Annotated in this window: 8 protein-coding genes; all 8 read left to right on the top strand. The window is 72.3% G+C overall.

Annotation, left to right across the window (positions count from 1 at the left end; translation table 11 throughout):
• The coding region (locus ACZ4W9_RS06945; protein WP_467933717.1) for an Rne/Rng family ribonuclease at positions 1-3,760 on the top strand (3,760 nt) is incomplete at its 5' end.
• Between the two features lie 233 nt (positions 3,761-3,993).
• The gene (rplU, locus tag ACZ4W9_RS06940; protein WP_009188585.1) at positions 3,994-4,314 is read left to right on the top strand and encodes a 50S ribosomal protein L21; all 321 of its coding nucleotides are present in this window, start codon (positions 3,994-3,996) and stop codon (positions 4,312-4,314) included.
• A gap of 14 nt (positions 4,315-4,328) precedes the next feature.
• Positions 4,329-4,583 (top strand): 50S ribosomal protein L27, encoded by a 255-nt coding sequence (gene rpmA / locus ACZ4W9_RS06935; RefSeq protein ID WP_020940020.1) that lies wholly within the window; start codon positions 4,329-4,331, stop codon positions 4,581-4,583.
• Positions 4,584-4,720: 137 nt separating this feature from the next.
• Positions 4,721-6,169: a GTPase ObgE gene (gene obgE / locus ACZ4W9_RS06930; protein ID WP_467933715.1), complete on the top strand. Its 1,449-nt coding sequence runs from the start codon at positions 4,721-4,723 to the stop codon at positions 6,167-6,169.
• A 220-nt stretch (positions 6,170-6,389) separates the two neighbouring features.
• A complete protein-coding gene (locus tag ACZ4W9_RS06925) occupies positions 6,390-7,808 on the top strand; it encodes an FG-GAP-like repeat-containing protein (protein ID WP_467933713.1) in 1,419 nt (472 codons plus the stop codon).
• 218 nt (positions 7,809-8,026) lie between these two features.
• Positions 8,027-9,574, top strand: a complete 1,548-nt coding sequence (locus tag ACZ4W9_RS06920) for an alkaline phosphatase D family protein (RefSeq protein ID WP_467933712.1) — start codon at positions 8,027-8,029, stop codon at positions 9,572-9,574.
• Between the two features lie 238 nt (positions 9,575-9,812).
• Positions 9,813-11,309 (top strand): D-ribitol-5-phosphate cytidylyltransferase, encoded by a 1,497-nt coding sequence (locus ACZ4W9_RS06915; RefSeq protein WP_467933711.1) that lies wholly within the window; start codon positions 9,813-9,815, stop codon positions 11,307-11,309.
• A gap of 174 nt (positions 11,310-11,483) precedes the next feature.
• The gene (locus tag ACZ4W9_RS06910; protein WP_467933710.1) at positions 11,484-13,601 is read left to right on the top strand and encodes a hypothetical protein; all 2,118 of its coding nucleotides are present in this window, start codon (positions 11,484-11,486) and stop codon (positions 13,599-13,601) included.
• Positions 13,602-13,618 lie beyond the last annotated feature (17 nt).

The following is a 13,618-nucleotide window of genomic DNA, read 5'->3' as shown; positions in this document are numbered from 1 at the left end:
CGCCGAGGTGAGTGAAGCCGCGGCTCCCGCCGTGCAGGAGCCGGTCGCCGAGGAGGCTGCCGAGGCCGCTCCCGCGCGTCCGCGTCGTCGGGCCACGCGTCGTGCGTCGGCGCCCGCCGGTGCGCCCAAGGGTGCCGAAGACGCACCCGCCGCCGAGGTGACCGAGCCGGCCGCCCCCGCCGCGCAGGAGGCGCCCGCCGAGGCGGCTGCCGAGGCGCCCGTCGAGGAGGCCGCCCCGCGCCGTACCCGGCGCCGGGCCACCCGCCGGGTGTCCGCGCCCGCCGGCGCGCCCACGAGCGAGGACGCCGCCGAGGCTCCCGCCGCCACCCAGGCCGGGGAGGACGCTCCCGCCCCCGCCGCGGAGCCGGAGGTCCCCGTGACCACGCACACCACCGAGCCGGCCACCGCCGCCCAGTCCCCGCAGGTCCCCGCGCCGGCCGCCGAGGCCGCCACGCCGCGCCGCGCCCGGCGCCGTGCCGTACGGGCCGCGTCCGGGTTCGCCGAGCCCGCGCAGCCCACCGCGCCCAAGCCCGTCGCCGAGCCGGCCGAGGCCGCCGAGCCCGCGGAGCCCGCCCAGGCGAAGGGCAAGCGCCGCCCCGCCCGCCCGGCCGTCGCCGTCTTCCAGGCGCCGGTGTTCACCGAGCCCCGGTTCCAGACCCCGGAGCGGGCCGCCGCCGAGGCCGCGGCCGAGGCCGCCGAGACGGAGGAGCCCGAGGAGCCCGAGGACTTCACGGAGGAGCGCGCCGAGACCGGCACCCGCCGGCGCCGGCGCCGCCGCGGTGCCGCCGAGGACACCCGGCCCGTCGAGCCCGCCGCCACGGAGGAGCCGGAGGAGGCCCCCGAGGCCCCCGAGGCCCCCGAGGCCCCCGAGGCCACGGAGGACCTCGCCGAGGACGAGGAGGGCGACGAGACCGAGGGCGCCGAGGGCTACGAGGAGTCCGGCTCGCGCCGCCGTCGCCGCCGGGGCGGACGCCGCCGCCGGCGCGGTGACGCCGCCGACGGCGAGGGCGGCGACGCCGACGTCGACGACCTGGCCGCCGAGCAGGCCGCCCAGGACGCCGAGGACACCGCCGAGCAGGACGAGGAGGACGCCGAGGAGGGCCGCGCCGAAGAGCCCGCCGGGTCCAGCGCCAGCAGCCGCCGGCGCCGTCGCCGCCGCCGCCGGGCCGGTGACGCCACCGTCGACGCCGAGCCGTCCGCCGACGACCCGGAGCGCACCGTCGTCAAGGTCCGCGAGCCGCGCAAGGCCGGCGAGCCGTCCGACGAGGTGCAGTCCATCAAGGGCTCCACCCGTCTGGAGGCCAAGAAGCAGCGCCGCAGGGAAGGCCGTGAGCAGGGGCGCCGCCGCGTCCCGATCATCACCGAGGCCGAGTTCCTGGCCCGCCGCGAGGCCGTCGAGCGCGTGATGGTGGTCCGCCAGCACGGCGACCGTACGCAGATCGGTGTCCTGGAGGACGGCGTGCTCGTCGAGCACTACGTCAACAAGGAGCAGTCGACCTCGTACGTCGGCAACGTCTACCTGGGCAAGGTCCAGAACGTGCTGCCGTCGATGGAGGCCGCCTTCATCGACATCGGCAAGGGCCGCAACGCCGTCCTGTACGCCGGCGAGGTCAACTTCGAGGCGCTCGGCATGTCGGGCGGACCGCGCCGCATCGAGTCGGCCCTGAAGTCCGGCCAGCCGGTGCTCGTGCAGGTCACGAAGGACCCGATCGGCCACAAGGGCGCGCGTCTGACCAGCCAGGTCTCCCTCCCGGGCCGCTATCTGGTGTACGTGCCCGAGGGCTCGATGACCGGCATCAGCCGCAAGCTGCCCGACACCGAGCGGGCCCGGCTGAAGACCATCCTCAAGAAGATCGTCCCCGAGGACGCGGGCGTCATCGTGCGCACCGCGGCCGAGGGCGCGAGCGAGGACGAGCTGCGCCGCGACGTCGAGCGGCTCCAGGCGCAGTGGGAGGAGATCCAGAAGAAGGCCAAGAGCGGCAACGCCCCGACGCTGCTGTACGGCGAGCCGGACATGACCGTCCGGGTCGTGCGCGACATCTTCAACGAGGACTTCTCCAAGGTCATCGTCAGCGGCGACGACGCCTGGCAGACCATCCACGGCTACGTCTCGCACGTCGCCCCGGACCTGGCCGGCCGGCTGTCGAAGTGGACGAGCGAGGTCGACGTCTTCGCCACCTACCGGATCGACGAGCAGCTCGCCAAGGCGCTGGACCGCAAGGTCTGGCTGCCCAGCGGCGGTTCGCTGGTGATCGACCGGACCGAGGCGATGGTCGTCATCGACGTCAACACCGGCAAGTTCACCGGCCAGGGCGGCAACCTGGAGGAGACGGTCACCAGGAACAACCTGGAGGCGGCCGAGGAGATCGTGCGCCAGCTGCGGCTGCGCGACCTCGGCGGCATCATCGTGATCGACTTCATCGACATGGTCCTGGAGTCCAACCGCGACCTGGTGCTGCGCCGCCTGCTGGAGTGCCTGGGCCGGGACCGTACGAAGCACCAGGTGGCCGAGGTGACCTCGCTGGGCCTGGTGCAGATGACCCGCAAGCGGGTCGGCCAGGGCCTGCTGGAGTCCTTCTCCGAGACCTGCGTCCACTGCAACGGGCGCGGTGTCGTCGTCCACCTCGACCAGGCCGCCGCGGGCGGTGGCGGCGGCAAGCGCAAGAAGCGCGGCGGCCGGGGCGCCGAGGCGGCGGAGCCGGTGCACGAGCACGTGCACGAGACCCCCGCCGTGACCGTGGAGGCCGGCGCGCCCGTCGAGCCCGCGGTGGAGTCCGCCGCCGAGGTGGCCGCCGAGGCCGCCGAGCCGATCGCCCTGCCCGCGCCCGACTTCGCGCCGGACGAGGAGCTGTACAGCAGTGTCGCCGAGGCGGAGGCCGCGGCCACCCGTGGCCGCGGCCGGCGCCGGGCGAGCCGCCGGGCTTCGGCTCCGGCGGGCGCGCCGAAGGCGGAGAAGGCCCCGCGCAGGGCGGAGAAGGCCGAGGCCGAGCCGGCCGCGGAGCCCGAGGTGCCGACCGCCCAGGACGTCACCGCCGAGGAGGCGGCGGCGCGCCCGGTGCGGCCGGAGCCCGCCGTCGAGGCGCTGGCCGAGCCGGCGGCCGTCGAGGACCAGGTGGTCCCGGCGCCGCAGGCCGAGGCTCCCGCCGAGGAGGCCGCGCCCAAGGGCCGTACGCGCCGCCGGGCGACCCGGAAGGTGTCGGCTCCGGCCGGTTCCCCCGCGGGCGCCGAGGCGGCCGTGGTGACGGTGCCCGAGACCGCGCCCGCGGCCGAGGTCCCGGCGGAGCGGTCCGCCGAGGCCGAGCAGCCGGTGGTGACCGAGCAGCCGGCGGTGACCGAGCAGCCGGTGGCGGCCGAGAGTACCCCGGCGCCGGCCCGGCCGCGCCGCCGCGCGGTGCGCAAGGCCACCGCGCCGACGGCACCGGAGGAGGCGGCCGTGGTGGTCGTCCCGGCGACGGCGCCCGAGGAGGCCCCGGCGGCGGAAGCCCCCGTGGCCGAGGTCCCGGTGGCCGAGGCGGCGGAGGAAGCCGCTCCGGCCGAGGAAGCCGCTCCGGCCAAGAAGACCGCGCGCAAGGCGGCGGCCAAGAAGGCCCCGGCGAAGAAGGCGGCGGCGAAGAAGGTCACCGCGAAGAAGACGACGGCCAAGAAGACGGCCGCCAAGAAGACGACGGCCAAGAAGGCGACGAAGACCGCCAAGACGGCCGCCGCGAAGTCGACGGCGAAGAAGACCACCACGGTCTCCGGCGCCGGCGACGAGGGCTGACAGTCCCAGGTGTGCGGCCGGTCCCCGTGACCGGCCGCACACCGGCGGGGCCCGGTTTGACCCCTTGGACAGCGGCCCCGTACTCTTGACCGTCGGCGTGTCCACTGACACGCCACATCCCCGTAAACCTCTTCCTCCCGGGCACACGGTTGGCCGGGAGAGGTCGCCTCTGGTGTTTCTGGGCGGCTGGCCTGCGGGGGTGCCGGTTCCGAGCGAGCGAAAGTGAGATCCGCGTGTACGCCATCGTGCGCAGCGGTGGTCGCCAGCACAAGGTTGCTGTCGGCGACATCGTTGAGGTTGACAAGATTTCCACTGCCAAGGTTGGCGACACGGTCGAGCTCTCGACCCTGCTCGTTGTCGACGGCGACGCCGTGACCAGCGACCCGTGGGTCCTGGCCGGCATCAAGGTCCAGGCCGAGGTCGTGGACCACCACAAGGGCCAGAAGATCGACATTCTGCGCTACAAGAACAAGACCGGTTACCGTCGTCGGCAGGGTCACCGCCAGCAGTACACGGCGATCAAGGTCACGTCGATCCCCACGGCTGCGAAGTAAGGGACTGAGGAGAAATGGCACACAAGAAGGGCGCATCGTCCACTCGGAACGGTCGCGACTCCAACGCCCAGCGGCTCGGCGTGAAGCGCTTCGGCGGTCAGGTCGTGAACGCTGGTGAGATCCTGGTCCGCCAGCGCGGCACCCACTTCCACCCCGGCGCCGGTGTCGGCCGTGGCGGCGACGACACGCTGTTCGCCCTGCAGCCCGGTGCGGTGGAGTTCGGTACCCACCGCGGCCGCAAGGTCGTGAACATCGTCCCGGTCGCCTGAATCACCTGATCGTCTGATCGTCTGATTCAGCACCGAACGCTTTCGCGAGGCGGACCTCACTTCCCGGTCGGGAAGGCGGGTCCGCCTTTCGCGTGTTAACACAGGTAAAACCCGTCATCTTTTGGAGGCACCCCACCATGACCACCTTCGTGGACCGCGTCGAACTGCATGTCGCCGCGGGTAACGGAGGCCACGGCTGTGCCTCCGTCCACCGTGAGAAGTTCAAGCCGCTCGGCGGACCCGACGGCGGCAACGGCGGCCGTGGCGGTGACGTCATCCTGACCGTCGACCAGTCGGTCACGACGCTGCTGGACTATCACCACTCCCCGCACCGCAAGGCCACCAACGGCAAGCCCGGCGAGGGCGGCAACCGTTCCGGCAAGGACGGCCAGGACCTGATCCTGCCGGTCCCGGACGGCACGGTCGTGCTGGACAAGGCGGGCAACGTGCTCGCCGACCTGGTCGGCCACGGCACCTCGTACGTCGCCGCGCAGGGCGGCCGGGGCGGTCTCGGCAACGCGGCGCTGGCCTCCGCCCGGCGCAAGGCGCCCGGCTTCGCGCTGCTCGGCGAGCCCGGTGACCTGCACGACATCGTCCTGGAGCTGAAGACCGTCGCCGACGTGGCGCTCGTCGGCTACCCGAGCGCCGGCAAGTCCTCGCTGATCTCCGTGCTCAGCGCGGCCAAGCCGAAGATCGCCGACTACCCGTTCACGACGCTGGTCCCGAACCTCGGCGTGGTCACCGCGGGCTCCACCGTCTACACCATCGCCGACGTGCCCGGTCTCATCCCCGGCGCCAGCCAGGGCCGCGGCCTCGGCCTGGAGTTCCTGCGCCACGTGGAGCGGTGCAGCGTGCTGGTGCACGTGCTGGACACCGCCACGCTGGAGTCGGACCGCGACCCGGTCTCCGACCTCGACGTCATCGAGGAGGAGCTGCGGCAGTACGGCGGGCTGGGCAACCGGCCCCGGATCGTCGTCCTGAACAAGATCGACGTGCCCGACGGCAAGGACCTCGCCGAGATGGTCCGCCCCGACCTGGAGGCCCGCGGCTACCGCGTCTTCGAGGTGTCGGCCGTGGCCCACACGGGTCTGCGGGAGCTGACCTTCGCCCTCGGTGAGCTGGTCGCCAAGGCGCGCGCCGCGAAGCCGAAGGAGGAGGCGACCCGGATCGTCATCCGGCCCAAGGCCGTGGACGACGCGGGCTTCACCGTCGTACGCGAGGACGCCGGCGGGGAGCCGCTGTTCCGGGTGCGCGGTGAGAAGCCGGAGCGCTGGGTCCGCCAGACCGACTTCAACAACGACGAGGCCGTGGGGTACCTCGCCGACCGGCTCAACCGCCTCGGTGTGGAGGAGCAGTTGATGAAGGCGGGCGCCCGCGCGGGCGACGGCGTCGCCATCGGCCCCGAGGAGAACGCGGTCGTCTTCGACTGGGAGCCCACGGTCATGTCCGGCGCGGAGATGCTCGGCCGCCGCGGCGAGGACCACCGCTTCGACGAGCCCCGCCCCGCGGCCCAGCGCCGCCGGGACAAGCAGGCGGAGCGCGACGAGGTGCTGCGGGAGTACGACGAGTTCGACCCGTTCGAGTAAGCCGGCCCGTCCGGGCGGGCCGATGCGTCCGAGCGGGGCGTACGTCCCGTCCTACGCCTCGCCCTCGGGCGGCGGCGGTGGCCGAAAGTGAACGCCGGGGAAACCGGCGGCGAAGCGGGAGGCAACCCCCTCCCGTACCGGTGAGTCGAACGGTGCGACCCGTGACGGATCCTGATCCGTCGCGGGTCGCACCGCTCTTTTCACCGACCCTGGAGACGACGTGCCTGACCAGCCCCGTTCCTTCCACCGCCGTACCCTCGCGCTCGCCGTCGGCGTCGCCCTCGCCGCCGGCGCCCTGCTGACGGCACCGGCCGCGGACGCCGCCCCCAAGCCGCCCGCGCGGAAGGTACGTGCCGATTTCAACGGCGACGGCTACGGCGACCTGGCCGTCTCCGCGCTCCAGGCCACCGTGGGCGGCAAGGCCAACGCCGGTTACGTGGCGGTGCTGTACGGCTCCGCCAAGGGGCTCGACCCCAAGCACGGGAAGGTCTACACACAGGCGTCCCCCGGCGTTCCCGGAACCGTCGAGAAGGGCGACCGCTTCGGTGACCAGCTGGTCACCGCGGACCTGGACGGCGACGGCTTCACCGATCTGCTGGTCGGTGCGAGCGGCGAGCGGTGGACCCAGGACGGTGTGGCCCGCGCCGGCAGCCGGACCGTGCTGTGGGGCGGCCCGAAGGGCTTCGTCTCCGGCACGCTGCTGCCCGCCGGGGACAGCGGTCCCTACCTGGACCACCTGACGGTCGCCGGTGACTTCAACGGCGACGGTCACCAGGACCTGGCGCAGGCCGGGCGGGTGCTGTTCGGCCCGTTCGGGCGGGACGGCCGCCCCGCGGCCACCCAGGAGGGCGCGCAGTTCATCGACGGGGACCTGAGCACGGTCGCGGTGGCGGTCGGCGACACCGACGGCGACGGCATCGACGACACCGCCACGCTGGCCCGGGCCTACGACCGGGACGACGAGGGCGACTACGGCTACGGCGTGTTCTACGCGCGCGGCAGCCGCGACGGACTGCGCGCCCCCGTGGAACTGGAGGACTTCAGGGGCACGGAGGGCGGCGACATCGCCCTCGGCGACCTTGACGGCGACGGCCGCGCGGACCTGGTGGTCGGCGGGCAGACCGTGCGCGTCCGCTACGCCGGCAAGCAGGGCCTCGGCCCCGGCCGGCCCCAGGTGATCACCCAGGACACGCCCGGTGTGCCCGGTGTCCAGGAGCGGGACGGGTTCGGACAGGCGCTGTCCGTCGGCGACGTGACGGGCGACGGCCGCGCCGACATCGTGGCCGGCCTCCCCTGGGAGGACTTCGACGGGCTGCGCTCGCCCGGCACCTTCGCCGTCCTGCCCGGCGGCCGCTCGGGCGTGACCGGCGCCGGGACCAAGGTGTTCAGCCAGAACAGCCCCGGTGTGCCGGGGACGGCGGAGAAGGACGACTGGTTCGGGTACCAGGTGTACCTCGTGGACGGCAACGGCGACGGAAAGGCCGAGCCGGTGGTCGCCGCGCCCCAGGAGGACGCGTACGCGGGCGCCTTCTGGGTGTTCCCGGGCCGCATGAGCGCCCAGGGGTCCTTCGCCGTCACCGCGCGCACGCTCGGCACCACCGCGTCCGGCGCCTGGCTCGGTTCCGTGCTCCCCGGGTGAAGCCGGTCACCGGTACCGGCGGGAGGGCCGGTTTCTGACCTACCGTCAGTCCCGTCGTGGCGCGAGGGTTTTCCCGTGCCGTGACGGGTCTCCTGTTGTCTCCCCAGTTGTCATGCCCTTGATGGACCCGGTTCAGCAGGCGGACCGTACGGCCGTTTGAACTTCCGCATGTCCGACCCACCCGTCCATGTGGCCACTGTGGCAAAGGGAGTCAGCGCATGACCGCATCATCCCCCGACCGCCGCCGCTTTCTGACCGCCGGGGCCGCCGTCCTCGGGGCCGCGGCCTCCGCCCAGCTGTGGCTGCCGGGCACCGCCCGCGCGGCCGGGACCCCGGTGCCCGACGGCGTGTTCACCCTCGGCGTGGCCTCCGGTGATCCGCTCCCCGACGGCGTCGTGCTGTGGACCAGACTCGCGCCCGACCCGCTGAACGGCGGTGGGATGCCGGCCGCCGCCTTCCCCGTGGACTGGGAGATCGCCGAGGACGAGCGGTTCCGCAGGATCGCCCGCCGGGGCACCGCCGAGGCCCGCCCCGAACTCGGTCACAGCGTCCACGTGGACGTCCGCGGCCTGCGCCCGGACCGCGCGTACTGGTACCGCTTCCGGGCCGGCACCCAGCTCTCGCCCACCGGCCGCACCCGCACCGCGCCCCATCCCCGGCAGCGGGGCGGCGCGCTGCGCGTGGCCCTGGCCTCCTGCCAGAACTGGCAGCACGGCTACTTCACGCCGTACGCCGACATGCTCGCGCAGGACCCGGACATCGTGCTCTTCGTCGGCGACTACATCTACGAGTCCACGCCCTCGGCGACGGCCGTGCGGCGGCACGAGGGCAAGGGCGAGCCGTACACCCTCACCCAGTACCGCAACCGGTACGCCCAGTACCGCACCGACCCCGGCCTCGCCGCGATGCACGCGAACGCCCCCTGGGTGGTCACCTTCGACGACCACGAGGTGGACAACGACTGGGCCGGCGAGGTCCCGCAGGACCCCGACAAGCAGCCGCACGACAAGTTCCTGGCCCGGCAGACGGCCGCCTTCCAGGCGTACTACGAGCACATGCCGGTGCGCGCCTCGGCGATCCCCGACGGCCCGCACATCCAGATGTACCGCCGCCTGGAGTTCGGCCGGCTGGCCCGGCTCAACGTCCTCGACACCCGGCAGTTCCGCACCGACCAGGCCACCACGCAGGAGGGCGCCCAGGAGCCCACGCGGACCATGCTCGGCGCCGAGCAGAAGCAGTGGCTGCTGGACGGGCTGTACGACTCCCCGGCCCGCTGGAACCTCGTCGCCTCGCAGATCATGATGGCCGAGACCGATCTGCTGCCCGGCGACGGCAAGCTCTGGTTCTACGACGCCTGGGACGGCTACCAGGTCGAGCGCAACGCCCTGCTGGAGGAGTTCGCCGGCATCCGCAATCCGGTGGTGCTCACCGGGGACCGCCATCTGACGATGATCAGCGACCTGAAGACGGACTTCGACGACCCGGACTCCGACGTGGTCGGCGCCGAGTTCGTCGGCACCTCCATCTCCAGCAGCGGCGACCAGGACCAGGACGCCTTCCACAAGCAGTGGGACCCGCTGATGGCGGACAACCCGCACTGGAAGCTCATCGACGCCCACCGCGGCTACCACCTGTTCGACATCCGCCCCGACGGCATCGACGCGCGGGTCCGTGTGGTCGACACGGTGCTCAAGCCGCAGGCGACGGCGAGCACCCTGGCCCGGCTGCGGGTGGAGTCGGACGAGCCGGGCGTCCGCCTGGTGTGACGGTTTCCACGCGAGCCCGGGACCCGGACGGGTCCCGGGCTCTTGTCGTTCCCGGGACACCTGTGGAGTTACTCACAGCAAATTCACCGGCATTCACGCCGCCCGTCGCGTGTCACCGGGAGTGAAAGGTGAATGACAGGTTGCGCGCACATATGCGGTGAGAGTCGCTCACCTTGCATCGCGGTAACCGAAAGTGGGACCATTTCAAGGTTCCCTGTCGCCCCAAGGTAGGTCACCTGTGTCCCAGCGCATAGCCAAGCCCCGTACCACCGCAGTGATCCTGGCCGGTGGCACCGGCCAGCGGGTGGGTCTGTCGATCCCCAAGCAGCTGCTGAAGATCGCCGGCAAGGCAGTCATCGAGCACACCCTGACCACCTTCCAGAACGCCGACTCGATCGACGACGTCATCGTGCTGATGGCCCCGGGTTATGTGCCGGACGTCGAGAAGATCGTCGCCAAGGCGGGCTTCACGAAGGTGAAGAAGGTCATCGAGGGCGGCGCGACACGGAACGAGACCACCGAGCGCGCCATCGCCGCCCTCCGCGAGGGCCTGGCCGAGGGCGAGGACCTCAACGTCCTCTTCCACGACGCCGTGCGCCCGCTGCTCTCGCAGCGCGTCATCGACGACTGCGTGGCCGCACTGGACCGTTACCAGGCGGTGGACGTCGCCATCCCGTCCGCGGACACCATCATCGTCACGCGCACCCACGGCGAGGACGGCGAGTTCATCACCGAGATCCCGGACCGCTCCCGGCTGCGCCGCGGCCAGACCCCGCAGGCCTTCAAGCTGTCCACCATCCGCCGTGCCTACGAGGTCGCGGCCGGCGACCCGAACTTCCAGGCCACGGACGACTGCTCGGTGGTCCTGAAGTACCTGCCGGACGTGCCGATCCACGTCGTCGCGGGCGACGAGTACAACATGAAGGTGACCCAGCCGGTCGACGTCTTCATCGCCGACAAGCTGTTCCAGCTCGCCTCCACCGCCGCGCCCGAGCAGAACGGCGAGGACGCCTACCGCGAGCTGCTCACCGGCAAGACCGTCGTCATCTTCGGCGGCTCCTACGGCATCGGCAAGGACATCGCCGAACTCGCCGGGTCCTACGGCGCGCGGGTCTACGCGCTGGGCCGCTCCACCACCGGCACCCACGTGGAGAACCCGGAGGAGGTCGACGACGCGCTGTCCAAGGCCTACGCGGACACCGGCCGGATCGACTACGTGGTCAACACCGCGGGCGTGCTGCGCATCGGCAAGCTCGCCGAGACCGACAACGCCACCATCGAGGAGGCGCTGAAGGTCAACTACCTGGCGCCGGTGCAGATCGCCCGCTCCTCCTACAAGTACCTGGCCGAGACCAAGGGCCAGCTGCTGCTCTACACCTCCAGCAGTTACACCCGGGGCCGCGCCGAGTACTCGCTGTACTCCTCCACCAAGGCCGCCATGGTGAACCTCACCCAGGCGCTGTCCGACGAGTGGGCCGCCGACGGCATCCGGGTCAACTGCATCAACCCCGAGCGCACCGCGACGCCGATGCGCACCAAGGCCTTCGGCCAGGAGCCGTCGGGCACCCTGCTCTCCTCCGAGGCCGTGGCCCGGACCTCCCTGGACGTGCTGCTGTCGGAGCTGACCGGGCATGTCATCGACGTGCGCCAGCAGGACCCGACCGCGGGCGCCGCCCGGGCCTCCGGCTTCGAGCAGGCGCTGGCCTCCGTGCTGGACCGTCAGGACGGCGTGTAATAATCGCCGTTAAATAGCTTTCATGAATTCAGGCCTCTGTGCTCGCTCGTTCACCGGGTGTTCGCAGGGGCCTGAATCCGTACACCGCGAATATTCGCACATTCCCCGAAACACCGGCATTTCCGGCATGACTGAACAAAACCGGCACCCCTCCCTCCCAGAGCAGGTTTCTCCGTGATATCCACCGCTATTCGCGTCGCCCGGGTGGGCAACGCGGCCGAGCTGGCCGCGGCGGTCCTCGTGATGCTGGGCTTCCCGGCCCTCATGCTGGCCGCGCTCGTCCCGAGCGTTCCCGCCTTCGCGGCCCTGGCCGCCGTGACGTATCTGGCGGACCACTATCTGCACCGCAAGGGCAGCTACCTGATCAACCGCCTCAGCAAGGTCCGGGCGGGTCTGTCGATCCGCTTCCTGATCCGGCAGCTGCTGCTGGTCCTGCTGCTGGCCCGCCTGTCCCTCTCGGACGACCTGATCTTCTACGGCGCGGTCGCCTGCTTCATCGCCTTCTACGGCCTCCAGGCCCCGCACGGTGCCCTGGTCACCCTCATCCGCAACCGCCGCCGGATGCCGGTCGCCACCCGCAACGTCGACCTGAAGTCCCGCATCCGCATCCCGGACGCCCCGCCGCGCGGGCTGCTGCACCGCTCCGCGGAGAAGATGCTCCACCTCGACCTGTTCGCGGTCGCCGGCATCCTGGTCGCCGCCGGGCTGGACTCCGCCGCCCCCGGCTTCGTCGGCGTCGGCCTCACCTTCGGCCTCGGCTGCCTCTACGTCCTCGCCCTGGTGCCCCACGTGCGCGGCCGGCGGATCCCGCCGCGGGCCGACGCCGTCCTCGCCGCCGTCGACGACTGGCTGGCCGGCTACAAGCCGGAGACGGTCCTGTACTTCTCCGGCTCCAAGGACTCCGCCTACCAGGTCAACATGTGGCTGGAGACGATGGAGCGGCTGGAGACCCGGCCGCTGATCATCCTGCGTGAGCGCGTCATCCTGAACAACCTCGCGCCCACCACGGTCCCCGTCATCTGCGTGCCCGGAGGGGTGCACCTGATGAACCTGGACCTGTCCACCGTGCGCGTCGCGCTCTACGCGGCCAACGTCGGCAAGAACATCCACCTGCTGCGCGTGCCCACCATGAAGCACGTCTTCATCGGCCACGGCGACAGCGACAAGCTCGCCAGCGTCAACCCGTACAGCAAGGTGTACGACGAGGTGTGGACCGCCGGCCGGGCCGGCCGCGACCGCTACGCCATCGCCGACGTCGGCGTCCGCGACGACGACATCGTGGAGGTCGGCCGCCCGCAGCTCGCGCCCATCCAGAGCCGGCAGGGCGTGCCCGCCGGACGCATCCCCACCGTGCTCTACGCCCCCACCTGGGAGGGCTGGGACGGCAACCCCGGCAACACCTCGATCGTGCTGGCAGGCGAGAACATCGTCCAGCGGCTGATCACGGCCGACCCGCCGGTCCGCGTCCTGTACAAGCCGCACCCGTTCACCGGCACCGTCAGCAAGGACGCCAAGGCCGCCCACCAGCGCATCGCCGCAATGGTCGAGAAGGCCGCCGCCGAGCGCGCCGGCGACTCCCGCTTCACCGCCGACCGCGCCGCGATGGACCGCGCCAAGGCCGAACTGGCCCGCATCGAGGCCCGGCTCGCCGAGCTGGCCGGCGCCGGCGGCACCAAGGGCGACGAGGCCGAGGCCACCCGCGACGGCATCGTGGACGTGGTCAAGCACGAGGAGATCGCCCGGCTGCGCGCCGAGTGGAACGAGGCCTACTGGCGCTCCTTCCCGTCGCACGAGCACCGCGTCATCACCGGCGCCGAACCGCGCCTGTACGACTGCTTCAACGTTTCCGACGCGATGGTCTCCGACATCTCCTCCGTGGTCTCCGACTTCATCGCGAGCGGCAAGCCGTACGCCGTCACCGACTCCGCCGCGGTGGGCGTCGAGGAGTTCAAGCGGCACAACACGGCCGTGCGCGCCGCGGTGATCCTGTCCAACAGCGCCGTCGAACTGGGCGATCTGCTGCACGCCGTGCGCAATCCGTCCGCCGACCCGCTCGCGGAGGACCGCAAGGACCTGAAGGAGTACCTGCTCGGCCCCGACGAGCCGGCCTCGATCGACCAGTTCAACGGCGCCGTCGCCGACCTGGCCCGCAAGTCCGAGGCCCGCAACGCCGGCCAGGAGGCCCGGCTGGCCGCGGAGGCCGACCCCGCCCAGGCGGCCGAGCTGACCGGCGCGGTGCCGGCCCAGCGCGCCGTGTCGGCCGGGGAGACGGACGGCGTGACCGCGGGCTGACCGGCCCGCCGCAGCAC

The sequence above is a fragment of the Streptomyces sp. NPDC029296 genome, from assembly GCF_055569255.1.
Note: the sequence above shows the minus strand (reverse complement) of the source record. Positions and strands in the feature narration are given on the sequence as shown.